Source organism: Bosea sp. NBC_00550, from assembly GCF_026020075.1.
Lineage (GTDB): Bacteria > Pseudomonadota > Alphaproteobacteria > Rhizobiales > Beijerinckiaceae > Allobosea.
In genome coordinates this window covers 808,530-832,631 of sequence record NZ_CP102772.1, presented here as the reverse complement: position 1 = coordinate 832,631, position 24,102 = coordinate 808,530, and the positions used below count along the sequence as shown (strand labels likewise).

Annotated in this window: 21 protein-coding genes, 3 tRNA genes and 1 pseudogene; 9 read left to right on the top strand and 16 right to left on the bottom strand. The window is 66.2% G+C overall.

Annotated elements, in window-relative coordinates:
* Nucleotides 1-20: 20 nt before the first annotated feature.
* From NWE53_RS04020 to hydA, 3 genes are all read left to right on the top strand, one after another.
* Nucleotides 21-1,322, top strand: a complete 1,302-nt coding sequence (locus NWE53_RS04020; RefSeq protein ID WP_265053087.1) for a Zn-dependent hydrolase — start codon at nucleotides 21-23, stop codon at nucleotides 1,320-1,322.
* Between the two features lie 211 nt (nucleotides 1,323-1,533).
* Complete coding sequence (locus tag NWE53_RS04015) at nucleotides 1,534-2,193, top strand: aspartate/glutamate racemase family protein (protein ID WP_265053086.1); 660 nt, start codon at nucleotides 1,534-1,536, stop codon at nucleotides 2,191-2,193.
* A gap of 175 nt (nucleotides 2,194-2,368) precedes the next feature.
* Nucleotides 2,369-3,850 (top strand): dihydropyrimidinase, encoded by a 1,482-nt coding sequence (hydA, locus tag NWE53_RS04010; protein WP_265053085.1) that lies wholly within the window; start codon nucleotides 2,369-2,371, stop codon nucleotides 3,848-3,850.
* 442 nt (nucleotides 3,851-4,292) lie between these two features.
* Here hydA and NWE53_RS04005 read toward each other — a convergent pair.
* Nucleotides 4,293-4,369 (bottom strand) — tRNA-Asp (locus NWE53_RS04005).
* 117 nt (nucleotides 4,370-4,486) lie between these two features.
* Nucleotides 4,487-4,951, bottom strand: a complete 465-nt coding sequence (locus NWE53_RS04000) for a hypothetical protein (protein ID WP_265053084.1) — start codon at nucleotides 4,949-4,951, stop codon at nucleotides 4,487-4,489.
* Between the two features lie 117 nt (nucleotides 4,952-5,068).
* Between NWE53_RS04000 and NWE53_RS03995 the strand changes: the two genes are divergently transcribed.
* A tRNA-Val gene (locus tag NWE53_RS03995) sits at nucleotides 5,069-5,144 on the top strand.
* Nucleotides 5,145-5,271: 127 nt separating this feature from the next.
* Here the strand turns inward: NWE53_RS03995 and lon are convergent.
* The 5 genes from lon to NWE53_RS03970 form a co-directional block, all read right to left on the bottom strand.
* Nucleotides 5,272-7,698, bottom strand: a complete 2,427-nt coding sequence (gene lon, locus NWE53_RS03990; RefSeq protein ID WP_265053083.1) for an endopeptidase La — start codon at nucleotides 7,696-7,698, stop codon at nucleotides 5,272-5,274.
* A 345-nt stretch (nucleotides 7,699-8,043) separates the two neighbouring features.
* Nucleotides 8,044-9,312, bottom strand: a complete 1,269-nt coding sequence (gene clpX / locus NWE53_RS03985; protein WP_265053082.1) for an ATP-dependent Clp protease ATP-binding subunit ClpX — start codon at nucleotides 9,310-9,312, stop codon at nucleotides 8,044-8,046.
* A 274-nt stretch (nucleotides 9,313-9,586) separates the two neighbouring features.
* Nucleotides 9,587-10,210, bottom strand: coding sequence for an ATP-dependent Clp protease proteolytic subunit (locus NWE53_RS03980; RefSeq protein WP_265053081.1), 624 nt, complete (start codon nucleotides 10,208-10,210; stop codon nucleotides 9,587-9,589).
* A gap of 160 nt (nucleotides 10,211-10,370) precedes the next feature.
* On the bottom strand, nucleotides 10,371-11,813 hold the full coding sequence (gene tig, locus NWE53_RS03975) for a trigger factor (protein WP_265053080.1): 1,443 nt from the start codon (nucleotides 11,811-11,813) through the stop codon (nucleotides 10,371-10,373).
* 90 nt (nucleotides 11,814-11,903) lie between these two features.
* Nucleotides 11,904-11,988: transfer RNA gene (locus NWE53_RS03970), tRNA-Leu, on the bottom strand.
* Nucleotides 11,989-12,176: 188 nt separating this feature from the next.
* Here NWE53_RS03970 and NWE53_RS03965 point away from each other — a divergent pair.
* Nucleotides 12,177-13,613: a multicopper oxidase family protein gene (locus tag NWE53_RS03965; protein ID WP_265053079.1), complete on the top strand. Its 1,437-nt coding sequence runs from the start codon at nucleotides 12,177-12,179 to the stop codon at nucleotides 13,611-13,613.
* A 160-nt stretch (nucleotides 13,614-13,773) separates the two neighbouring features.
* Here the strand turns inward: NWE53_RS03965 and NWE53_RS03960 are convergent, their stop codons facing one another.
* The 3 genes from NWE53_RS03960 to NWE53_RS03950 are packed head-to-tail and all read right to left on the bottom strand — an operon-like array spanning nucleotide 13,774 to nucleotide 16,177.
* The gene (locus NWE53_RS03960) at nucleotides 13,774-14,298 is read right to left on the bottom strand and encodes a gluconokinase (protein WP_265053078.1); all 525 of its coding nucleotides are present in this window, start codon (nucleotides 14,296-14,298) and stop codon (nucleotides 13,774-13,776) included.
* Between the two features lie 5 nt (nucleotides 14,299-14,303).
* Nucleotides 14,304-15,338 carry a phosphogluconate dehydrogenase (NAD(+)-dependent, decarboxylating) gene (gene gnd / locus NWE53_RS03955; RefSeq protein WP_265053077.1) on the bottom strand — a complete coding sequence of 345 codons (1,035 nt, stop codon included), beginning with the start codon at nucleotides 15,336-15,338 and terminating at the stop codon, nucleotides 14,304-14,306.
* Nucleotides 15,339-15,370: 32 nt separating this feature from the next.
* Nucleotides 15,371-16,177, bottom strand: coding sequence for an AraC family transcriptional regulator (locus tag NWE53_RS03950; RefSeq protein WP_265053076.1), 807 nt, complete (start codon nucleotides 16,175-16,177; stop codon nucleotides 15,371-15,373).
* 70 nt (nucleotides 16,178-16,247) lie between these two features.
* Between NWE53_RS03950 and NWE53_RS03945 the strand changes: the two are divergent.
* Nucleotides 16,248-16,660, top strand: a pseudogene (locus NWE53_RS03945) (DUF2000 family protein).
* 5 nt (nucleotides 16,661-16,665) lie between these two features.
* Here the strand turns inward: NWE53_RS03945 and NWE53_RS03940 are convergent.
* Together NWE53_RS03940 and NWE53_RS03935 are read right to left on the bottom strand one after the other, a co-directional pair.
* Nucleotides 16,666-16,968 (bottom strand): hypothetical protein, encoded by a 303-nt coding sequence (locus NWE53_RS03940; protein ID WP_265053075.1) that lies wholly within the window; start codon nucleotides 16,966-16,968, stop codon nucleotides 16,666-16,668.
* A 6-nt stretch (nucleotides 16,969-16,974) separates the two neighbouring features.
* Nucleotides 16,975-17,985, bottom strand: a complete 1,011-nt coding sequence (locus NWE53_RS03935; protein ID WP_265053074.1) for a 1-aminocyclopropane-1-carboxylate deaminase — start codon at nucleotides 17,983-17,985, stop codon at nucleotides 16,975-16,977.
* Between the two features lie 160 nt (nucleotides 17,986-18,145).
* Here NWE53_RS03935 and NWE53_RS03930 point away from each other — a divergent pair, with 160 nt between their 5' ends.
* The 3 genes from NWE53_RS03930 (at nucleotide 18,146) to NWE53_RS03920 (ending at nucleotide 19,480) form a co-directional block, all read left to right on the top strand.
* Nucleotides 18,146-18,610 (top strand): Lrp/AsnC family transcriptional regulator, encoded by a 465-nt coding sequence (locus tag NWE53_RS03930; protein ID WP_442864950.1) that lies wholly within the window; start codon nucleotides 18,146-18,148, stop codon nucleotides 18,608-18,610.
* Nucleotides 18,611-18,711: 101 nt separating this feature from the next.
* Nucleotides 18,712-19,140 carry a MerR family transcriptional regulator gene (locus NWE53_RS03925; protein ID WP_265053073.1) on the top strand — a complete coding sequence of 143 codons (429 nt, stop codon included), beginning with the start codon at nucleotides 18,712-18,714 and terminating at the stop codon, nucleotides 19,138-19,140.
* Complete coding sequence (locus tag NWE53_RS03920) at nucleotides 19,076-19,480, top strand: carboxymuconolactone decarboxylase family protein (protein WP_265053072.1); 405 nt, start codon at nucleotides 19,076-19,078, stop codon at nucleotides 19,478-19,480. Before NWE53_RS03925 ends, NWE53_RS03920 begins: the two co-directional genes overlap by 65 nt.
* A 48-nt stretch (nucleotides 19,481-19,528) precedes the next feature.
* Here NWE53_RS03920 and urtE read toward each other — a convergent pair whose 3' ends face one another.
* The 4 genes from urtE to urtB form a co-directional block, all read right to left on the bottom strand.
* Nucleotides 19,529-20,224, bottom strand: a complete 696-nt coding sequence (gene urtE / locus NWE53_RS03915; RefSeq protein WP_265053071.1) for an urea ABC transporter ATP-binding subunit UrtE — start codon at nucleotides 20,222-20,224, stop codon at nucleotides 19,529-19,531.
* Nucleotides 20,225-20,423: 199 nt separating this feature from the next.
* Nucleotides 20,424-21,188 (bottom strand): urea ABC transporter ATP-binding protein UrtD, encoded by a 765-nt coding sequence (gene urtD, locus NWE53_RS03910; RefSeq protein ID WP_265053070.1) that lies wholly within the window; start codon nucleotides 21,186-21,188, stop codon nucleotides 20,424-20,426.
* Nucleotides 21,189-21,193: 5 nt separating this feature from the next.
* The gene (gene urtC / locus NWE53_RS03905; RefSeq protein WP_265053069.1) at nucleotides 21,194-22,333 is read right to left on the bottom strand and encodes an urea ABC transporter permease subunit UrtC; all 1,140 of its coding nucleotides are present in this window, start codon (nucleotides 22,331-22,333) and stop codon (nucleotides 21,194-21,196) included.
* Nucleotides 22,330-23,931: an urea ABC transporter permease subunit UrtB gene (gene urtB, locus NWE53_RS03900; RefSeq protein ID WP_265053068.1), complete on the bottom strand. Its 1,602-nt coding sequence runs from the start codon at nucleotides 23,929-23,931 to the stop codon at nucleotides 22,330-22,332. The genes urtC and urtB overlap by 4 nt, the downstream gene beginning before the upstream one ends.
* Nucleotides 23,932-24,102: the final 171 nt, after the last annotated feature.

Here is a 24,102-nt window from a genome sequence, read left to right as displayed (position 1 = left end):
CGACCGGATCGACGACGACCATGACCGCAACCGTCCAGACGCCCCGCGCCGACACGGCGATCGCCGAGGCCGTCGCCGCCCAGCGCGACTGGGCGAAGACCCTCTTCGACCGGCTGGCGGCCGGCAGCCGTGACGAGCCCGGCATCACGCGCGACACCTATGGCGCGGGCGAAGATTTCGGCCACCGGCTGCTGGCAGAGCACGGCAAGGACCGCGGCCTCGTCGTCTCGCATGACTTCGCTGCCAACAGCTATGTCACATTGCCGGGCCGCGATGCCGCCTCCCCGCGCATCCTGATGGGCTCGCATCTCGACAGCGTGCCGCATGGCGGCAATTTCGACGGCGCGGCAGGCGTCATCGCCGGGCTCGTCGTCATCGAGACCCTGCGCGCGCTCGGCATTAAGCCGCGCTGCGACGTCACCGCGATGGGTGTGCGGGCCGAGGAGAGTGTCTGGTTCCAGGTCTCCTATATCGGCAGCCGCTCGGCGCTCGGGACGCTGCCGGACGGCGCGCTGGAGGCGCGGCGCATCGATGACGGCCGCGTGCTCGCGGCGAGCATCGACGCCAGCGGCGGCGATTCCGCAGCGATCCGCCGGCGCCAGCGCCATCTCGATCCGGCTGCGATCCGGGCCTTCCTCGAAGTCCATATCGAGCAGGCGCCGAGCCTGGTCGAATCCGGGCTGCCGGTCGCGATCTGCACCGGCGTGCCCGGCAATTTCCGTTATCCGGATGCGCGCATCATCGGGCGGCACGACCATGTCGGCACGCCGCGCCGCTTCCGCCGCGACGCCGCCATGGCCGGCGCCGAATTCGCCGTGATGATCGACCGACTCTGGCAGGAAGAGGAAGAGGCGGGCTTCCCGATGGCCGTCACGCTCGGTCGCTTCCACACCGACCCCGCCGTTCATGGCCTGACCACGGTTCCCGGCAGCTTCGCCTTCAGCCTCGACGTGCGCGCCTATGATTCCGCCGTGCTGGAGCGTGTCGAGGCGAGGATGCCGGCGGCTGTCCGCGAGATCGAGGCGCGCCGGCACGTGATCTTCGAACTCGGCGCGCGCGCCAGCGCCGCCGTCGGGCCGGTCGACCCCGCCATCGTCTCCGGGCTCGAGGCGGCGGCGGCGCGCCAGGGCATCGCGACGATGCCGCTCGGCAGCCCGGCCTCCCATGATTCGGCCGCCTTCGCCGCGGCCGGCGTGCCTATCGCCATGCTGTTCGTGCGCAACGAGCACGGCAGCCACAATCCGCAGGAAGCGATGGAGATCGACGACTTCCTCGCCGCCTGCACGATCCTGGCCGATTGGGTGGCGAGAGAGGTCGCCTGAACGGGCGAGCGGTGCCATGTTGAAACCTGGACCATGCAGCTTTTGATCGGAAACGCGGGTCATCCCGGCCGGAGCGAGACGAACAGCCGGGATCCATGCCTCAGCCTCCATCGGAAGGGCTCAGGGATGGATCCCGGGCCAAGCCCGGGATGACTGCGTGGTTTGATGCAAAATCAGCAGGTACCGAGTCATTCTTTTCAGGACTTCGCCCATGAGCCGCCGCCCCCGCATCCTCGTCATCAACCCCAATTCGAACGAAGCGGTCACGGAAGGGCTGCGGCAGGCGCTTGTGCCGCTCACCTTCGCGGAGGGGCCGGAGATCGTCTGCGAGACGCTCAGAGAGGGTCCTGCCGGCATCGAGACGCAAGAGCATGTCGAGAGCGTCACCCTGCCCCTGCGCCGCCGGATCGAAGCCGCCAACGACATCGATGCCTTCGTCATCGCCTGCTATTCCGATCCCGGTCTTCACGTCGCGCGCGAGGGCACGGCGAGCCCGGTCTTCGGCATCGCGGAATGCGGCGTGCTGACGGCGCTGACGCGGGCGGACCGCTTCGGCGTCATCGCGATCAAGTCGCGCTCCATCCCGCGCCACATCCGCTATCTCAGGCAGATCGGACAGATGGACCGGCTGGCGGGCGAACGACCGCTCGAAATGTCGGTCGCGGAAAGCGCCTCGGGCGAAGGCACGCTGCAGCGCATGATCGCGATCGGGCGCGAGCTTCGGGACGAGGACGGCGCCGGCACCATCGTCATGGGCTGCGCCGGCATGGCGCGCCACCGCAGGCCGCTGGAGGATGCGCTGGGCATCCCCGTCATCGACCCGACCCAGGCCGCGGTCGCGATGGCGATCGGCGCGATTATGGTGCGTTGAGAAGGGCCTGCCCACGAAACCTCATCCTAAGAATCAGTTGCGAAATGCGTCTCGAAGGATGTTTCAGGAGGCTCCGGGACCATCTCGACCATCCTTCGGGACGCCGCTACACGGCTCCTCGGGACGAGAGCTCGACAAGGATCAAACTGGCCGTGGAATGCGAGAGGCAAGCAGCATGACGACAACCTATGATCTGGTCATTCGGGGCGGCACTGTCGGCTCCGCGACCGGCAGCTTCCGGGCCGATGTCGCGGTCAAGGACGGCAAGATCGCCGCGCTGGGCCTCGGCCTCGCGCAAGGCGCCCGCGAGATCGACGCCAGCGACAGGCTCGTCCTGCCGGGCGGCATCGACACCCACGCCCATGTCGAGCAGGTCTCGGCCGGCGGGCTGCTCAACGCCGACACCTTCGAGAGCGCCACGGCCTCGGCGGCCTTCGGCGGCAACACCACGCTGATCTCCTTCGCCGCCCAGCATCGCGGCCTCGATCTCAGGCAGGTCGTCGACGACTATGCGGCGCTCGCCCGGCGCGGCGCGCTGATCGACTACGCCTTCCACCTCATCGTCGCCAATCCCGACCGCAAGACGATCGAGCAGGATCTGCCGGCGCTGATCGGCGAGGGCCACGCCTCGATCAAGGTCTTCATGACCTACGACCTGATCAAGGTCGACGACGAGCCCCTGCTCGACCTGCTGCTGACGGCGCGGCAGAACCGGGCGCTGATCTGCGTCCACGCCGAGAACCATGGCATGATCTCCTGGATGGGCAGGAAGCTGGTCGAGAAGGGCTATGTCGCGCCGAAATACCATGCGATCAGCCACCCGCGCGGCTCGGAGGCCGAAGCCTTCAACCGGCTGATCACGGCGGCCGAGCTGCTCGACCAGCCGATCATGATCTTCCACGTCTCGACCGCCGAGGGCGCGCAGGCGATCCGCGCAGCGCGTGGACGCGGGCTCAAGGTCTTCGCCGAGACCTGCCCCCAATATCTCTTCCTTACCCGGCACGATCTCGACAAGCCCGGGCTGGAAGGCGCGAAGTGGATGTGCTCGCCGCCGCCGCGCGAGGTGGCGGATCAGGAGGCGCTCTGGCAGGCTCTTGCGCTCGGCGACATTCAGACGGTCTCGTCCGACCATGCGCCCTATCGCTTCGACGAGACCGGCAAACTCTCGGCCGGCCCGAACCCGACCTTCAAGCAGATCGCCAATGGCCTGCCTGGGCTGGAGACACGGCTGCCGCTGCTCTTCGATGCGCTGGTCTCGAAAGGCCGGCCTGAGTTCGCCGGGCGGGGGGTGGAGGCCTTCGTCGAGCTGACTGCGACCGCGCCCGCCGCGATCTACAACCTGCCGGGCAAGGGCGCGCTTCTGCCGGGCTATGACGCCGATATCGCGATCTGGGATCCGCAGAAGACGGTCACGATCACCGACGCGGCGATGCATGACCTAACCGGCTTCACGCCCTTCGCCGGCCGCAGCGTCACGGGCTGGCCGGAGCGTGTCCTCGTCCGGGGCGAGGACATCGTGGCCGATGGCGCGCTGCGGGCCGATCCGGGCTCCGGGCGCTGGCTGAGCCGAAAAGGCGGCCCCGCAGCCGCCCCGGCGGGCAGGCTTGTCGCGGATATCGACCCCGAGCGGAATTCCGGCGCAGTCTTGCTCGATTGAGAAGGAACCCAGCGCCCCGGCCGTCCGGCGGCGCTGTCACCACGCAGGCGATAAAGCCTTACGGCGTGTACCCCGGTCTGCGCGCCAGCGATTTCAATGATGCCGCGGATATCGAGCCGAGACCGATCCACACCCGGCAGACGACCCTAGAGCCTGCTGCGTTTTCGTCGAAACGCGGGTCATCCCGGACGGAGCGAAGCGGAGATCCGGGATCCATGCCTGAACCTCATCCAGGCAGGCTCTGGCATGGATCCCGGGTCAAGCCCGGGATGACTAGCGTGGTTCTATGAAAAGTAGCGCGCTCGAGGTCGGGGTGTTGGCGCAAGCCAGCGCGAAAGCCAGGCAAATTTCCGCAGAACAAACCGGGGGCGGATATTGTAACGGCCTCACTTGAAAAAGTGTAGCGGCCGAGGGGAGAAGAGCTCTAAGCCCTTGAAGTATATGGCGCGGGCGACGGGGCTCGAACCCGCGACCTCCGGCGTGACAGGCCGGCACTCTAACCAACTGAGCTACGCCCGCGCAGGGCGGCTGAGGCATTCGCCGCCAGCGACGTGGTGAGTATTGCCCCCGGCCGGAAGTGTCAAGCGCGTGATGCCGGCAAATTTGCCTCTGGGGAAAAATCCCCTTCGCCGGCACTCAGGGCTCGGGGACACCGCCGTCATTCGCAGGCGATGCGAGGCAGGGATCGAGCAGGACATGGCGGCGGTCCTGGCGGTTATATCCGCCCCGCAGGATCGCCTTGTCGCCCAGTTTGAGGTCGTTGGCGCTGTAGGTCACGCAGAGCACGCGCACGCCCGGCTCCGCGCAGATGGCGACATACCAAAGCGCGCCGTCCGTCCGAACCAGACTGACCTCGCCCGCGATTGCCATGTCTACCCGCGAATCGGCCGGCACCGAGTCGGGCAGCTGCCCGGCGATGTCCTCGCAGCTCGCCGGCTTGCCCGGCTGCTCGGGATGCGAGAAGGCCGGGCGACCGGCGAAGAACGCATCCGGCAGCAGCGATTGCGGGAAGGCAGGCTGCACGCCCAGCATGACGGAAAAGCCGGCGACGGCCGAGAGGCGGCGGCGGACATTCAAGCGGCTCAGGAATGGCGTATTCACACGCGCCAGCCTGCCGATGAAGATGGCGGAATTCTGCCCTTGCCCGTGGATTCGTGAGGGGCGCCGGCCGAGAGCGCTTGCGATGCCGCTCCCGAAGCCTTAAACGCAAGCGCCCGGGGGCGGTTAGCTCAGTTGGTAGAGCATCTCGTTTACACCGAGAGGGTCGGCGGTTCGAGCCCGTCACCGCCCACCATCATTTCTCCCGATATCCCTTCCTTAAGGACGCCGGCCCGCTTTGCGGCACGATGCGTCCTGTCCCGCGCCCAAAAGAAAACCGCCGGCGCTTGCGCACCGGCGGCTCTCATGTCTCTCGCGAGAGGTCAGTGGGCGACGACGCCCGCTGCCTCGTCGTCCGCACTCGGAGCGGGCACGGCCTTGAGATCCTCTTCCCAGACGATCGGAACCGGCTGGCGGGTCAGCGCATGCTTCAGCACCTGCTCCATGCGCGAGACCGGGACGATCTCCATGCCGTCCTTCACCGACTTGGGAAGGTCGATCAGGTCCTTGGCGTTCTCCTCCGGGATCAGCACCTTCTTGATGCCGCCCCGCAGCGCCGCCAGGAGCTTCTCCTTCAAGCCGCCGATCGGCAGCACCCTGCCCCGCAGCGTGACCTCGCCGGTCATGGCGACGTCGCGGTTGGTCGGGATGCCCGTCAGGATCGAGACGATGGCGGTTGCCATCGCGATACCTGCCGAAGGCCCGTCCTTCGGGGTCGCCCCTTCGGGAACGTGGACGTGGATGTCGCGCCGGTCGAAGAGCGGAGGCTCGATGCCGAAATCGACGGCCCGCGAGCGGACATAGGAGGCCGCCGCCGAGATCGATTCCTTCATCACGTCCCGGAGGTTGCCGGTGACGGTCATGCGGCCCTTGCCGGGCACCATGACGCCCTCGATCGTCAGCAACTCGCCGCCGACCTCGGTCCAGGCCAGACCGGTGACGACACCGACCTGATCCTCCGTCTCCGCCATGCCGTAGCGATAGCGCGGCGGGCCGAGATATTCCTCGAGCAGCGTCTCGTCGACGACGACCTTTTGCTTCTTGCCGAGCACGATGTCCTTCACGCCCTTGCGGACCGTGTTGGAGATCTCGCGCTCGAGGTTACGGACACCGGCCTCGCGGGTGTAACGCCGCACCAGGGTCTGCAGAGCCTCGTCGGTGACCGACCACTCCTTGCCGGACAGCCCGTGCTTCTTGATCGCATTCGCGATCAGGTGCTTGCGCGCGATCTCGGTCTTCTCTTCCTCGGTGTAGCCGGCGATGCGGATCACCTCCATCCGGTCCAGCAGGGCCGGCGGGATGTTCAGCGTGTTCGCCGTCGTGACGAACATCACGTTCGACAGGTCGTAATCGACCTCGAGGTAATGGTCGTTGAAGGTCGAGTTCTGCTCGGGGTCGAGCACCTCCAGCAGGGCCGCCGAGGGATCGCCGCGGAAGTCCTGGCCCATCTTGTCGATTTCGTCGAGCAGGATGAGCGGGTTCGAGGTCTTGGCCTTCTTCATCGACTGGATGATCTTGCCGGGCATCGAGCCGATATAGGTGCGGCGGTGACCGCGGATCTCGGCCTCGTCACGCACGCCGCCGAGCGACATGCGCACGAACTCGCGCCCGGTCGCCTTGGCGATCGACTTGCCGAGCGAGGTCTTGCCGACGCCCGGAGGGCCGACGAGGCACAGGATCGGACCTGCGAGCTTGTTGGTGCGCTGCTGCACGGCGAGGTACTCGACGATGCGGTCCTTGACCTTGTCGAGACCGAAGTGATCGTCATCCAGCACCAGCTGAGCGGCGTTGAGGTCCTTCTTGATCTTCGAGCGCTTGCCCCACGGAATGCCGAGCATCCAGTCGAGATAGTTGCGCACGACGGTCGCCTCGGCCGACATCGGCGACATCTGGCGCAGCTTCTTCAGCTCCGCCGTCGCCTTGTCGCGGGCTTCCTTGGTCAGCTTGGTGCGGGCGATGCGCTCTTCCAGCTCGGCCAGCTCGTCACGGCCTTCCTCGCCGTCGCCCAGCTCCTTCTGGATCGCCTTCATCTGCTCGTTGAGATAGTACTCGCGCTGGGTCTTCTCCATCTGGCGCTTGACGCGCGAGCGGATGCGCTTCTCGACCTGGAGCACGGACATCTCGCTCTCCATGAGCGACAGGACCTTCTCCAGACGGTGGGCGACGTTGGTGATCTCCAGCACGCCCTGACGATCGGCGATCTTGACCGCCAGATGCGAGGCCACGGTGTCGGCGAGCTTGGTCGGCTCGTCGATCTGCGAGACCGCAGCGACGATCTCGCCCGAGATCTTCTTGTTGAGCTTTACATAGCTCTCGAACTCGCTGACGACCGAACGGCCCAGCGCCTCGACCTCGACCTTCTTGCCCTCTTCCTCGGCAAGGCCGGTAGCCTCCGCCTCATAGAAGGATTCGGCGGCCGAGTAGGAAAGCGCCTTCGCGCGGCCGACGCCCTCGACCAGCACCTTGACGGTGGAGTCGGGCAGCTTGAGCAGCTGGAGCACGCGGGCGAGCGTGCCGATTTCGTAGATGTCCGTGGTCTGCGGGTCATCGTCGCCGGCGTTCTTCTGGGTCGCCAGCAGGATGAGCCCGTCCGTCTTCACCACCTCCTCGAGCGCGCGGATCGACTTCTCGCGGCCCACGAAAAGCGGGACGATCATATGCGGGAAGACGACGATGTCGCGCAGCGGCAGAACCGGGTAGGTGCCGGTCTCGCCTGGGACGAAGGGAGCGCGTGGCGTCGAGCCAGTCATGGCAGTTCCTTTGCAGTTGCGCCCGGCGGACCCCCAAGATGGGCGGAGCGATCGGACGTGTGCGGAGGGACGCGACCATTCGCTCCTCCGCCCTCGCGCATCGCACCCTCTTAGGCATGCGACTCTCGCAAGTGCACCTAAAGTGGAGACTTCCTCGCCGGCTTTCAAGCGAGGTATCCGGGCCATGCACCGCTGTCCTGCAACGGGCGAAGGGCGGATACCGCAACCTGTGGCGGTTCGGTCTCGTGTCGAGCTGCCGCGATGCAGCACCGCGCCAGCTCATGTCTATCAAACGCAAAACGCGCGCCAAAGGCGCGCGTTGCGTTGTCGCAGGGCCACGAAGGATTAGGCCGAGGCCGTTTTGGTCTCGTCCTCGCGCTCGGCGTAGATGAACAGCGGCCGGGCCTTGTTCTCCACGGCCTCGGGGCCGATCACCACCTGTTCGACGCCTTCCAGCCCCGGCAGCTCGTACATGGTCTCGAGCAGGATGCCCTCCATGATCGAGCGCAGGCCGCGCGCGCCGGTCTTCCGCTCGATCGCCTTGCGGGCGATCAGGCTGACGGCCTCGTCGGTGAAGGTCAGCTGGGTGTCCTCCATCTCGAACAGGCGCTGATACTGCTTGACCAGCGCGTTCTTCGGCTCGGTCAGGATGGTCTTCAGCGCCGGCTCGTCGAGATCCTCCAGCGTCGCCAGAACGGGCAGACGGCCGACGAATTCCGGGATCAGGCCGAACTTCAGCAGATCCTCGGGCTCGACCTCGCGGAAGATCGCGCCGGTGCGGCGATCGTCCGGCGACTGCACCTTGGCGCCGAAGCCGATCGAGGTGCCCTTGCCGCGGCTCGAGATGATCTTGTCGAGGCCGGCGAAGGCGCCACCGCAGATGAAGAGGATGTTGGTGGTGTCGACCTGCAGGAACTCCTGCTGCGGATGCTTGCGCCCGCCCTGCGGCGGCACGGAGGCGACGGTGCCTTCCATGATCTTCAGCAGCGCCTGCTGGACGCCCTCGCCCGACACGTCGCGGGTGATCGAGGGGTTGTCCGACTTGCGGCTGATCTTGTCGATCTCGTCGATATAGACGATGCCGCGCTGAGCCCGCTCGACATTGTAGTCGGAGGCCTGCAGCAGCTTGAGGATGATGTTCTCGACGTCCTCACCGACATAGCCGGCCTCGGTCAGCGTCGTCGCATCGGCCATGGTGAAGGGCACGTCGAGGATGCGGGCGAGCGTCTGCGCGAGCAGCGTCTTGCCCGAGCCGGTCGGCCCGATCAGCAGGATGTTCGACTTCGCGAGCTCGACGTCGTTGTGCTTCGTCGCGTGCGAGAGGCGCTTGTAGTGGTTGTGAACCGCCACGGAGAGCACCTTCTTGGCGTGCTCCTGGCCGATGACGTAGTCGTCCAGAACCTTCCGGATCTCCTTGGGAGTCGGCACGCCGTCCTTGGACTTCACAAGCGCGGATTTCGATTCCTCGCGGATGATGTCCATGCAGAGCTCGACGCATTCATCGCAGATGAACACGGTCGGGCCCGCGATGAGCTTGCGGACCTCGTGTTGGCTCTTGCCGCAGAAAGAGCAGTACAGCGTGCTCTTCGAGTCGCCGCCGGGCTTATTAGCCATTTTCCATCTCCAGTTCCGGAGACCGGGACAACACCAGCCTAGGCGGATGCAACCGTCGTCTCTCCGTCATAAATTAAGCGCCCAGATCACGATGATTAGGTTAACGGCCCGTTCCGATACATCCGGATACGCTGGACCGATCCAAACCGGATCAACATGGAGCGCTTGTCCGCTCACCCCCGACCCCATGCAAACACGGGGCCGGCCTGCTTTCAATATGGTCCCTGCGGGCCGGCGCGCCAACCCACAGCTTCGAGACCACGCGTCGCAGGCATCAAGCCGCCTCTTCCGGGCGCCTCTCGATGACCTGGTCGATCAGCCCGAAATCCCTGGCCTGCTCGGCGGTCATGAAGTTGTCGCGCTCCAGGGCGTTGTGGACGTCCTCGTAGGGACGGCCGGTGTGCTTCACGTAGATTTCATTGAGCCGCTTCTTCAGGCTCTCGACTTCCTTGGCATGGATCAGGATGTCGGTGACCTGGCCCTGATAGCCGCCGGAGGGCTGGTGGACCATGATGCGCGCGTTCGGCAGGGCGAAGCGCATGTCCTTGGCACCGGCCGTCAGCAGCAGCGAGCCCATCGAGGCGGCCTGGCCGACGCAGAGCGTCGTCACCGGGCAGCGGATGAACTGCATCGTATCGTAGATCGACAGGCCCGAGGTGACCACGCCGCCGGGCGAGTTGATGTAGAAGGAAATCTCCTTCTTGGGGTTCTCGGCCTCCAGGAAGAGGAGCTGCGCCACGATCAGCGACGCCGAATAATCCTCGACCGGGCCGGTCAGGAAGATGATGCGCTCGCGCAGCAGGCGCGAATAGATGTCGAAGGCGCGCTCGCCCCGGCTGGACTGCTCGACCACCATCGGGACGAGATTGTTGTAGGTCTCGATCGGATCGCGAAGCATGGATCTGTCCTCGGGTGAATGCGCCTGTAGCGGCGATTGGTCGAATCAGCGGTGTTCAGGAAGACACCCACATAAGCACGCCAAGCGTGGCTGAAAAGGGAAGCGCCGCCGGTCGCGAGAGCCGGCGGCGCAAATAGTGGCATTAAGGTTGCCGTGGCCCTCAGGCCGAAGCGTCGTCGGCCTTCTCGTCAGCCTTGGCCTCGGCCTTCTTGGTCTTCTTCGCGGCGGCCTTCTTCGGCTTGGCCTCGGCGGTCTCCTCGGCCTCGTCGTCGGCGTAGAGCGCCTCGCGCGAGACCGTCTGGTCCTCCACCTTCACCTGGCCGAGCAGATGGTCGACGACCTTCTCCTCGAAGATCGGGGCGCGGATCTCGGCCAGCGCCTGCGGGTTCTTGCGGTAGAACTCCCAGACCTGCTTCTCCTGGCCGGGGAACTGACGGGCGCGCTCGATCAGGGCCTGGGTGACCTCGTCCTCGGAGATCTGCACCTTGGCCTGCTCGCCGATCTCGGCCAGCACCAGGCCGAGGCGGACGCGACGCTCGGCGATCTTGCGATAGTCGGCACGGGCGGCGTCCTCGGTGGTGTCTTCGTCCGCGAAGGTCTTGTTGGCGGCCTTCATGTCGGCCTCGACCTGGCTCCAGACGCTGTTGAACTCCTGCTCGACCAGGGTCGGCGGCAGATCGAAGCTGTACTTCTCGTCAAGCGAGTCGAGCAGGCCCTTCTTGAGCTTGCGGCGGGACTGCGCCTGGAAGTCGCGGCCGATCTGCTCGCGCACCGCGGTCTTCAGGGCGTCGAGCGACTCCATGCCGAACGCCTTGGCGAGCTCGTCGTCGATCTTGACGGCGTCCGGGCCCTGCACCTCGGTGACGGTGACCTCGAACTCCGCCGGCTTACCGGCGAGGTGGGTCGCGGTGTAGTTCTCGGGGAAGGTCACCTTGATGGTGCGGCTCTCGCCCTGCTTCACGCCTTCGAGCTGCTCCTCGAAGCCCGGGATGAACTGGCCGGAGCCGAGATCGAGCGGGATGCCTTCGCCGGTGCCGCCCTCGAAGGCCTCGCCCTCGATGGTGCCGACATAGGAGATGATCAGGCGGTCGCCGGTCTCGGCCTTGGCCTTCTCGCCCTTCGGCGAATAGCTGCGGTTGCCGGCAGCCATGCGCTCCAGCGCGGCGTCGACATCGGCGTCCGGGACTTCGGCGACCGGCTTGACCAGCGCGACGTCCGAGATGTCGGCGAGCTCAATCTTCGGCAGAACCTCGAGCGCCACGGTGAAGGCGAGATCGCCCTTGGCCTCCATCGCGGCCTCGATCTCTTCCTTGTTCTCGGGGAAGCGGATCTGCGGCTCGAAGGCGAGCTTCAGGTTGTTGTCGGCGACGATCTTCTGGTTCGCCTCGTTGACGGCGTTCTGCAGCACGTCGGACATCACCGAACGGCCATAGAGGCGGCGCAGATGCGCGACCGGCACCTTGCCCGGGCGGAAGCCGTTGATCTTGGCCTTGCCCTGAAGGTCCTGCAGGCTGTCGTCGAGCCTGGTCTTCAGGTCGGCGGCGTTCAGCACCACCTGGAATTCGCGCTTGAGGCCCTGGGACAGGGTTTCGGTCACGTTCATTTTTGTACCGCCAACAGCTCGTTTACGTCTCAATGTCCAAAGCGCGACGCCGGATCGACCGCCGCCGCGCTCGCGAAAAAACCAAACCGATGGTGCGGGCGGAGGGACTCGAACCCCCACGACTTTCGCCGCTGGTACCTAAAACCAGTGCGTCTACCAATTCCGCCACGCCCGCCGGCCCGATAGCGCTGCGCGCGAGCAAACGCAGCGCGGCCATCATTGGGCCGCGGTGCTATACGCATTTCAGCCGGCGCTTGCAGCAAAAAAATGACGGTTCTGCGAAGAAGCCCGCGCAGCCGCGTTTCGGCGCGGGCGAGAAGCCGCCTCTCGCCAGAGCGGGCCGCCCGGATTATGCGATAGGCCATGACGAAGCAGAACTCCGCCCGATCCTCCCGCATATCCCGCCGCCATCTGCTGGCGGGAATAGGTGGCACCGGTATGTTTCCGTCATTGGGAGCCCTCGCGCAGACACAGACCGACCCTCTCAAGGCTCCGGCCGATCCACAGACCCGCACCCTCGTCGCTGCCTCGGCCAAGGCGCGATTACGCCCGACACCGCCGCTCGATACCGAGATCTGGACGTTCGACGGCGCCACGCCCGGGCCTACGCTGCGAATCAAGCAGGGCGAGACCGTGAACCTGAAGCTCGAAAACCGGACGACTGCGCCGCTCGGGCTGCACTGGTACGGATCGCGCGGCGATGCGGCGAGCGACGGCGTCGGCGGCTTCAGCCAGCCGCCCATCCTGCCGGGCGAGACCGGCGAGGTCCGCCTGACGCCGCCCGACACGGGCACCCTGCTCTATCGGCCGCTCGTGCTCGGCGGCTCGTCGGAGCCCTGCGGCCGCGGGCTGAGCGGCCTCCTCATCGTCGAGGAGAAGGAGCCGCCGGCGGTCGATCTCGATCTGCCGGTGCTGGTGACGGACTGGCTGCTGGGCGACGACCAGTCGCTCCAGCCCTTCGTCCTGCAAGGCAACCCTGCCGCCTCGGCGGGACGGCTCGGCAGTTGGGTGACCGTGAACCGCGGTTCGCCGCCGCGGCCCGTCACCGCCCGGCCTGGCGCGCGCATCCGTCTGCGCCTCGCCAATGCCTGCAACGCGCGGATCATGCGGCTGCGTTTCGACGGCGGCAAGCCGACCGTGATCGCGGTCGACAGCCAGCCGACGGAAAGCTTCGAGCCGGTCCGCTCGCAACTGCCTTTCGCGCCGGGCACGCGCTACGACGTCATCCTCGATCTGCCGGTGGAAGTCGGCGCCTCCGTCAACGTCACCGCCCTCATCGGGCCGGGCCTGCCGCTCGTGCGAATCGTGACCGCGGGAGAGCCGAAGGTACCGCCCGCCGCAGTTCCCCAGCTCAAGCTCAACCCAACGCTGCCCGCTGCCGTCCGAATGCAGGATGCGACGCGCCCGGAGATCGTGATTGAAGGCGGAGCGAAGCTGAGCGACGACCAGAAGCTCGATTTCTCCGGCGTCGATTTCGCGAGGCCCTGGCGGGTCAACGGGGGCGTCGGCAGCCTCGACGGCAAACCGCTGTTCAGCGTCAAGCGCGGCACGCCGATCGTGCTGGCCATCGACAACCGCACCGCCTTCATCCAGCCGTTTCACGTCCACGGCCACAGCTTCCGGCTGCTGCACCCTCTCGACGACGGCTGGGAGGCCTATTTCCTCGACACCGTGCAGATCCCGGAGCGCAAGAAGCTGCACATCGCCTTCATCGCCGACAATCCGGGCCGCTGGCTGATCTCCTCGACCGTGCTGGAGCGCTTCGACCTCGGCGTGTGGAGCTGGTTCGAGGTGACGTAAAGGCTAAGGCGGAAACACCCTGTCATCCCGGACAAGCGACGAAGTCGCGCCGATCCGGGATCCATGCCTGAACTCAAGCGGAGATGTTCCGGCATGGATCCCGGGTCTCCCTCCGGTCGCCCGGGATGACCGCGTGAGGTAGGTCGGTCCCTAGACGACCTTACAACCCCAGCCGGTCGATCACGTCCTGCACGATCGCGTCCTTGCTGTCCTCGACCGAGACGACGAGCGGTCTCTCGTCGGCGCCGGGCTCCTCCAGCGCGGCGAACTGGCTGTCGAGCAGCGCCGGCGGCATGAAGTGATGCTGGCGGGCCGCCATGCGCCGGCCGATGAGTTCACGCGATCCCTTGAGGTAGACCAGCGCCACATCAGGCCGATCGCCGACGATCACCTGCCGGTAGGCGCGCTTCAGCGCCGAGCAAGTGACGATGCCGTGCTCGCCCGTCGCCCTGAGATCGTCGATCCAGGCAGCGATCGCCGCGAGCCAGGGCTTGCGGTCCTCGTCGGTCAGCGGCGTGCCACCGGCCATCTTGGCGACATTCTCCGGCGGGTGGAAGGAATCGGCGTCGCGGAAGGGCCAGCCGAGGCGCTCCGCCAGCCGCTCGCCCAGCGAGGTCTTGCCCGAGCTGGCGACGCCCATCACGACGACGACGGCCGGACCGCCGCCCTTATGTTCTGCGCTCAAGCTGGTCAGCCCTGCTTTTTGGGTTCGATATGGCCGCCGAAACCGGCGCGCATGGCGGAGAGGATCTTCTCGCCGAAGGTGTGATCGACGCGCGAGCGGAAGCGGGCGAACAGCGCGGAGGTCAGCACCTCGGCCGGCGTCGCCGTCTCGACGGCGGCATCGACCGTCCAGCGGCCCTCGCCCGAATCCGAAACGTTGCCGGTATAGGAGGAGAGCTCCTCGTCGGCGGCGAGCGCCTCGGCCGTCAGGTCGAGCAGCCAGGAGGTGACGACCGAGCCGCGCCGCCAGACCTCGGCGATCTCGGTTGCGTCGAAGTCGAAGCCGTATTCGGCGGGCAGGCCTTCCTTGGCGGAAGCGTTGCGCAAGAGGTCGAAGCCTTCGGCGAAGGCCTGCATCATGCCGTATTCGATGCCGTTATGGACCATCTTGACGAAGTGGCCGGCGCCGGTCGGGCCGCAGTGCAGATAGCCCTGCTCGCTCGTCGGGTTGCGGCCTTCGCGGTGCCTGGTCGGCTCGATCTCGCCCTTGCCCGGCGCAAGGACCTTGAAGATCGGCTCCAGCCGGTCGAAGGCTTCCTTGTCACCGCCGATCATCAGGCAATAGCCGCGCTCCAGCCCATGAACGCCGCCGGATGTGCCGATATCCATGTAGTGGATGCCCTTGGCCGCCAGCTCCCTGCCGCGGCGGACATCGTCCTTCCAGAAGGCATTGCCGCCGTCGATCAGCGTGTCGCCGGCATCGACGAGGCCGGCGAGCTCGGCCAGCGTCCCCTCCGTGATCTTGCCGGCCGGCAGCATCACCCAGATCGCACGAGGCGCCTTCAGCTTGGCGACCATGTCCTTGAGGTCATTGGCCAGCACGGCGCGGTCGGCGGCAAGTGCCTGGCCCGGCTTCGGGTCGCGGTCATAGACCACGCATTCGTGGCCGGCGCGCATCAGCCGGCGCACGATGTTGCCACCCATCCGGCCGAGGCCGATCACTCCGAGCTGCATGTCAGACACTCCTGCGGCAAAGCCGGCTTGCGTGCCTGCTTGAAGCATGGCGGCAGCGGGCTGAGCAAGCCGGTGGCGCTTCAGCGCGATGCTTTGGAACCATTCTGAAGGGCGCGCCAGCGCCCGGGCGTGACACCGAAGGCACGGCGAAACTGCCGTGTCAGATGGCTCTGGTCGGCAAAGCCGCAGGCGAAGGCCGCATCGGCAAGAGAGCTGTTGTGCATCAGCATGTGGCGGGCGCGGTCGAGCCGGCGCATCACGAGATAATTGTAGGGACTGGTGCCGAAGGCGGCCCGGAACTGGCGCGCCAGGGCGAAGCGACCGAGCCCCGTGACCACCTCGAGCCGGGCCGAATCCACGGCGTCCGTGGCATGGGCATCGAGATAGGCGCGCGCCCTGGCCAGCGAGACGGAATCGATGCGCCCCGGCCGCGTTCCAGCCGCAGAGGGATCGAGCGCGAGCAGCGCGTCGGCCAGCCGTTCGACCATGTCCTCCGCGGCCATGGCATCGAGCGGCCCGTCGAGATCGCGCAGCGCGCGTGCGACGGCCGCAACGAGCGCCGGATCCTGCGAGACTGCCGTGGATACGAAGGGCAAGGCCCGGCCACGCTCGCCCAGCGCCTCGCGGATCAAGCGCGGCTCGACATAGAGCATGCGGTAGCGGAAGCCATCGGCGATGCCGGAGCGGCCGTTATGGACTTCATCTGGGTGGATGACGATGGCGTGGCCGCCGAGGCTGTCGCGCCGGGCGCCGCGATAGTCGAAGGACTGCACGCCCGAGAGCGTCACTCCGAAGGCATAGGTGTCGTGCCGGTGCGGGTCGTAGGCATAGCCCCGGAAGAAGGCCTCGATGCGCTCGATGCCGGCGGCGGCGGTGCCGTGGCGCATCCAGTCCGCGTCATGCGGTTTGCACGATCGTTCAAGACGGGCCTTCCCGGCCTCGGTTAGCGATGCAGCCATGCGTTACGATACCAAGATCGCCATCGTGGTTCGCGATAATCTCGCAACCTGGCAGAAACTCAATGTCGCCAGCTTTCTGGCCGGCGGCCTCGTCGGCTCCTCGCCTGAACTGGCGGGGGCGAACCTTACAGCGACGGCTCCGGCCGTTTCTACGGGCCCTTGATCCGCCAGCCGGTGCTGATCTTCGCTGCGACCGCCGAAGAACTGACGGGTGTCTTGCAGCGAGCCCAGCAGCGCGGCGTCCGGCCCCATCTCTACACGAACGCTCTTTTCGCCACCGGCAACGATGTCGACAACCGTGCAGCTGTTGCCGCCGTCCCGACCGCCGAGCTCGACCTTGTCGGCCTCGCGCTCCACGCCGAGCGCAAGGAGATCGACAAGATCATCAAGGGCTTGAAGCTGCACGGCTGATGCGTTCACGGGAAGAGCGGCTCGGGCGGCTCTGTCCCACGGACCGGCTCGATCGTCAGCAACCGCGTATCGACCCCACCCGGAAATGCGGAATCCGCCTGCCAGCGCGCCAGGATCGCGCTGGCGTCGCCCGTTTTCGCAAGATCGATGGCCATGATCTCGCGGACCATGCCCCCGGCGATCCGCTGCCTGGCGACGAAGCGCAGCCGGCCCTGGCGGGCCAGAGCCAGCGCCTCGACCCGGCGGAGCAGCGCTGGCCGGGTGCTGAACGGCTGCGCGTCGTATTCGAGGAGAAGCAGCGCTTCCATCGCGGCTCAGCCGTTTCGGAAGGTGTAGCTGTAGCCGTTGATCGCCGGTACGCCGCCGAGATGGGCGTAGAGCACCTTCGAGCCCGCGGGGAAGAACCCCTTCCTCACCAGATCGATCATGCCCTGCATCGATTTCCCCTCATAGACGGGGTCGGTCATCATGCCTTCGAGCCGGGCGGACAGGCGGATGGCCTCGATGGTCTCCTGCGAGGGTACGCCGTAGACCGGATAGGCGTAGTCCTCATTGAGGACGACGTCCGCTTCGACGATCTCCTTGCCGCCGATCAAGGCCGAGGTGTTCTGCGCGATCTCGAGCACCTGCGCTTTGGTCTGGGCCGGGGTGAATGACGCGTCGATGCCGATGACGTTGCGCTGGCGGCCATCCTCGGCGAAGCCGACGACCATGCCGGCATGGGTCGAGCCCGTAACGGTGCAGACGACGATATAGTCGAAGGTGAAGCCGAGTTCGGCCTCCTGCGCCCTCACCTCCTCGGCGAAGCCGACATAGCCGAGCCCGCCGTATTTATGGACGGAAGCTCCGGCCGGAATCGCGTAGGGCTTGCCGCCCTTCGCCTTCACATCCGCCAGGGCATTTTCCCAGCTCGCGCGGATGCCGATGTCGAAGCCTTCATCGACCAGCTCGACATGGGCGCCCATGACGCGGGACATCAGGATGTTGCCGACACGGTCATAGACCGCATCGTCGTGCGGCACCCAACTCTCCTGCACCAGCCGGCACTTCATGCCGATCTTGGCGGCGGTGGCGGCGACCATGCGGGTGTGGTTCGACTGCACGCCGCCGATCGAGACCAGCGTGTCGGCACCCGAGGCGATCGCGTCGGGAACGATATATTCGAGCTTCCTCAGCTTGTTGCCGCCAAACGCCAATCCTGAATTGCAATCCTCGCGCTTGGCGAAGAGCTCGACCTGGCCGCCGAGATGAGCCGAAAGGCGCGGCAGTTTCTCGATCGGCGTCGGGCCGAATGTCAGGGGATAACGCTCGAATTTACTCCGCATGGCAGCCGGTCCTTCATCGGGTTCGATGGCCGGAAACCTACTGAAAAGCGGCTGGAACGTCCTTCCGAAGTGAGGCATCTTTCTGCCTCCGATCAACGTAATAGTGGCATTCGCTATAGCTGCGATCCCAGAATATGGCCTCAATCTGGAAGATTCTTTCATGACTCTGAATCTCGATCGGACCGACCTCAAAATCCTGCGCCTATTGCAATCGGACGGGCGGCTCGGCAATGCCGAGATCGCCAAGCGGGTGAACACCAGCGCCGCGACCTGCCACCGCCGGATCCAGCGCCTGTTCACGGAGGGTTACGTCACCTCGGTCCGGGCGCAGGTGTCGCCGCATAAGGTCGAGATGGGGACGCTCGCCTTCGTCGGCGTGGTGCTCGACCGCTCGACGCCCGAGAGCTTCGGCGACTTCGAGGCCGCCATACGGGGCATGCCGGTGATCCTGGACTGCCACATCGTCGCCGGCGACTTCGACTACATCCTCAAGATCCGGGTCCGCGACATGGCCGATTTCAACAAGCTTCACGCCGACAAGCTGATCGCGCTGCCCGGCGTGCGGCAGACGCGGACCTTCTTCGTGATGAAGGAGGTCGTCGACAACGCGCCGCTGGCGTTTTGAGCACCCTCTCGAGGCGTCGAAAAATTTCTCGGCTGCGCTGTTGACTTAGAGTGCGCTCGAACTCGTAGCTTCCGGGGCGTCACGACGAGAAGAAGGCGGCCATGAAGATCGGCGAACTGGCCCGGCGTTCGGGGCTGACGGCCCATACGATCCGCTATTACGAGCGGATCGGGCTTCTGCCTTATGCAGACCGGGACCGGTCGAGCCAACGCGACTACGATGCCTCGATCCTCTCCTGGACCGAGTTCCTGGGCAGGCTCAAGACCACGGGCATGCCGATCCGCGATATGCTGCGTTACGCTGCCTTGAGGGAACGGGGTGCAAACACCGAAGCCGAAAGACGCGCGCTGCTGGAGCAACATCGCGAACAGGTCCGAACCCGCATCGCCGAACTCGGCGCCTGCCTTCTCGTCCTCGACACCAAGATCGCCGGCTATGCCGACGTGGAGAAGAGGATCGACGACCATGACGCAAGACATTTCCCACCCCACAAGCAGCCGGCGCGAACGCGGCAAGCGCGCGCTCGCTGAAATCGACGGCGAGGCTGGCCACAAGGTGATCGCCGCGCTCGCCGACATCGCGCCGGACTTCGCCGACTACGTGTTCGAATTCCCGTTCGGCGACATCTATTCGCGCCCCGGCCTCGACCTGCGCTCCCGGGAGGTCGCGACGATCGCCGCGCTGGCCGCCATGGGCAACGCCGCGCCGCAGCTCAAGGTGCATATCGAGGCGGGGCTGAATGTCGGCCTATCGCGCCAGGAGATCACCGAAATCCTGATGCAGATGGCTGTTTATGCCGGGTTTCCCGCAGCGCTCAACGGGCTTTTCGCGGCAAATGAGGTGTTTGCGGCGCGTGATCTCGCAGCGTGAAGCGAAGCTTGGCTGGACCCGCTGACTCCTGATCAGCGGGTCTCGCCCTCACACCTGGATCAGCCGCTGCACCTGATTGCCGTCCAGCTCGTTCATAGGGCCGGAGAGGACGACCTCGCCGCGATCCATCACGAACATCGTGTCGGCAAGGTCGCGGGCGAAGTCGAAATACTGCTCGACGAGCACGATCGCCATGCCGCCCTTCTGGCGGAGATAGTCGATGGCGCGGCCGATATCCTTGATGATCGAGGGTTGGATGCCCTCGGTCGGCTCGTCGAGAACCAGCAGTTTGGGCCGGGTGACCAACGCCCGCGCTATGGCGAGCTGCTGCTGTTGGCCACCCGAGAGGTCTCCACCGCGCCGGCCGAGCATCGACTTCAGCACGGGGAACAGGTCGAAGAGTTCATCCGGGACATAGCGGTCCTTGCGCTTCAGCGGCGCGAACCCCGTCTCCAGATTCTCCTTCACCGTCAGCAGCGGGAAGATTTCCCGCCCCTGCGGCACATAGGCGATGCCGGCGCGCGCGCGATCCTCGCTGCGCAGGCCGGAAATGTCCTCGTCATCGAAGCGGATATGGCCGCCGGAAATCGGCTGATGGCCGACGATGGCGCGCATCAGCGAGGTCTTGCCGACACCGTTACGGCCCATCACGCAGGTGACCTTGCCGGCCTCGGCGGCGACCGAGACGCGGCGCAGGGCCTGGGCGGCACCGTAATGAAGATCGATGGCTTCGACGGTCAGCATGGGCTCGACCCGATCCCAGCCAAAACGTCGGAAGAGAAGGCGCCGTCATCCTGGACAAGCGGAGAAGCCGCGCAGATCCGGGATTCATCATAGAGCACCGTCGTGGCTCGAAGATGGATCCCGGCGCTTCGCTTCGCTCCGGCCGGGATGACGGTGAAGCTAGGACGACGGTAAGAGCAATAAGACAGACTCATCATCCTCACCGCCCCAGATAGACTTCGACGACGCGCTCGTTGGCGCTGACCTGGTCGAGCGGTCCTTCGGCCAGCACCGAGCCCTCGTGCAGCACCGTGACCTTAACGCCGAGCTCGCGGATGAAGCCCATGTCGTGCTCGACGACGATCACCGAATGATCCCTGGCGATCTCCTTGAGCAGCACGGCGGTCTGCGCCGTCTCGCCATCCGTCATGCCGGCGGCGGGCTCGTCGACGAGCAGAAGCCTCGGGTCCTGCGCCAGCAGCATGCCGATCTCGAGCCATTGCTTCTGGCCGTGCGAGAGCGAGCCGGCCAGCCGGTCGCGCTTGTCGGCGAGCTTCACGATGCCGAGGATGTTGTCGATGCGCTTCTGCTGCGGCTCCTCGGTCTTCCAGAACAGCGTCTTGCCGACCGTGCGCTTCGATTTCAGCGCCAGCAGAATGTTGTCCTCGATTGTGTGGAAGTCGAAGACCGTCGGCTTCTGAAACTTGCGGCCGATGCCGAGATTGGCGATCGCGGCTTCGTCGAGCCTGGTCAGGTCGACGGTGCCGCCGAACATCACCGTGCCGAGGTCGGGCTTCGTCTTGCCCGTGATGATGTCCATCATCGTGGTCTTGCCGGCGCCGTTGGGGCCGATGATCGCGCGCATCTCGCCGGGCGCTATGGTGAGCGAGAGATTGCGAATGGCCTTGAAGCCGTCGAACGAAACGCTGACGCCGTCGAGATAGAGCAGCGAGGAGGTCAGGGCGCCGGGAACGGGAGCGTTCATCGCCTTTACTCCGCCGGGGCCGGCTCGGCGGCCGGGGTCGGTTCGGGCTTGCGGCGGCGCGCCCACAGTGCTTCGGCCGTGCCGAGGATGCCCTTGGGCAGGAAGAGCGTGACGACGACGAAGAGGCCCCCGAGCGCGAAGAGCCAGTAGGGCGCCATGAAGCCCGAGGTGAAGACGGTCTTTGACCAGTTGACCACGACCGCGCCGAGCGCCGCGCCGACCAGCGTGCCGCGCCCGCCGACCGCGACCCAGATCACGGTCTCGATCGAGTTGGCCGGGGCGAATTCGCTGGGATTGATGATTCCGACCTGCGGCACGTAGAGCGCGCCCGCGACGCCTGCCATGCAGGCGGAGACGGTGAAGACGAAGAGCTTGAAGCGGTCGACCCGGTAGCCGAGGAAGCGGGTGCGGGATTCCGCGTCGCGGATCGCGATCACCACCTTGCCGAGCTTCGAGACGACGATGCCGCGTGCGATCAGGAAGCCGGCGGCGAGCATCACGCAGGTCATGGAAAACAGCGCGGCGCGAGTCCCTTGCGCCTGGATGTTGAAGCCGAGGATGTCCTTGAAATCGGTCAGGCCGTTATTGCCGCCGAAGCCCATGTCGTTGCGGAAGAAGGCGAGCAGCAGCGCGTAGGTCAGCGCCTGGGTGATGATCGAGAGATAGACGCCGGTGACACGCGAGCGGAAGGCGAACCAGCCGAAGACGAAGGCGAGCAGGCCAGGCACCAGCAGCACCATCAGCATGGCGAAGGGGAATGAAGAGAAGCCCCACCAATACCAGGGCAGCTCCTGCCAGTTCAGGAAGACCATGAAATCGGGCAGGATCGGATTGCCATAGACGCCGCGGGCGCCGATCTGGCGCATGAGATGCATGCCCATGGCGTAGCCGCCGAGCGCGAAGAAGGCGCCGTGGCCGAGGCTCAGGATGCCGCAATAGCCCCAGACGAGATCGAGCGAGATCGCGAGCAGCGCATAGCAGAGATACTTGCCCCAGAGCGACATGGTCGAGGTCGGGACATGGAATGGCGAGCTTGGCGGAAGCAGCAGGTTCGCCAATGGCACGAGGACAGCGAGGCCGAGCAGGATGGCGAGGAAGATGCCGCCGCGCTTGTCCATGTTCTGGAGGAGGAAGCGGGTGATCATGCTTCCACCGCCCTGCCCTTCAGCGCGAACAGGCCGCGCGGGCGCTTCTGGATGAAGAGGATGATGCAGACCAGCAACGCGATCTTGCCGAGCACGGCGCCCGCGTAAGGCTCCAATAGCTTGTTGGCGACGCCGAGCGTCATCGCGCCGACCAGCGTGCCCCAGAGATTGCCGACGCCGCCGAAGACCACGACCATGAACGAGTCGATGATGTAGCTCTGGCCGAGGTTCGGGCTGACATTGTCGATCTGCGAGAGCGCGACACCGGCAAGCCCCGCCACGCCCGAGCCGAGCCCGAAGGTCAGCGCGTCGATGCGCCCGGTGCGGATTCCCATGGCAGAGGCCATGCGCCGGTTCTGGGTGACGGCCCGCATCTGCAGGCCCATCGGCGTCAGCTTCAGGATCGCCAGCAGGGCGCCGAAGACCAGCGCCGCGAAGACGATGATCCAGAGCCGGTTATAGGTGATGGCGAGCCCGCCGAGTTCGAAGGCGCCCGACATGAAGGACGGCGCGCCGACCTCGCGATTAGTCGGGCCGAAGGCGGTGCGGACCGCCTGCTGCAGGATGAGGCTGATGCCCCAGGTCGCCAGCAGCGTCTCCAGCGGGCGACCGTAGAGGAAACGGATGACGCCGCGCTCGATCGCGATGCCGACCGCACCGGCGACGATGAAGGCGGCGGGCAGGGCGATGGCCAGCGACCAGTCGAACAGCCAGGGCGCATTGGTGCGGATCAGCTCCTGCACCACGAAGGTGGTGTAGGCGCCGAGCATGACCATCTCGCCATGAGCCATGTTGATGACGCCCATCACGCCGAAGGTGATGGCAAGGCCGATCGCAGCCAGCAGCAGCACCGAGCCGAGCGAGAGCCCGTACCAGAGGTTCTGCGCGACGCGCCAAAGCGCGAGCCGGCCCTCGATGGTGGCAATCGCCCTCGTCTGCGCATCCCTCAGCGAAGGAGATACCTCGCCGGATAGGCCGCGCAGCGCGGCCAGCGCATCCTGGTCGCCCCGCTCGCGCAGGACCTCGACGGCCGCGACCCGGTCGAGCGGCTGAGCGTCGGGCTTGGCGATCAGGATCGCGGCCTGGGCCTGGCGCAGCGCGGCAAGCGCGCGCGGGTCGTTTTCCTTGCCGATGGCAGCCTCGACGACCGGCAGGAGGCTGGCGTCGCGCGACTTGAACACGGCTTCCGCCGCAGCCGCGCGCTTGCCGGGATCGGGATTGAGCAGGCCGAGGCCGCCGAGCGCGGCCTGCACGGTCCGGCGCACGGCGTTGTTGAGGCGGACCGGCTTCAGCCCCTCTGGCGCGGAGGTCAGGGCCTGCCCGGTCCGGGCATCGACAAAGCCACCCGTCGGCGTCTTGACCACAACGGCTCCGCCACCGGCGAGCAGGCGCCCGTCGCTCAGCGCCTCGACGATCACGGCCGCATTGGGATGCGCTGTCGCGATCAGGATCTCGATCGCACGGGAGGTGTCGGAATAGCTGTCCGCCGCGAGCCGCGCGAAGGCTTCGTCGGCCGTCTGCGCGAAGGACGCCACCGAGGCCGCGGCCAGCGCCACAAGAATGATGACCGCGTGCTTCAGGCGGTGAAGTAAGGACATTGAGACCAGCTTCCGCATTCACGTCATCCCGGGCGCCCGGAGGGCGACCCGGGATCCATGCCTGAACCCCTCCCGGAAAGAGCTCAGGCATGGATCCCGGCTCTGCGCTTCGCTCCGGCCGGGACGACGGAGCGGTGGCGAACAGCGCAGGTGGAAGGGCGGGTGAATGAA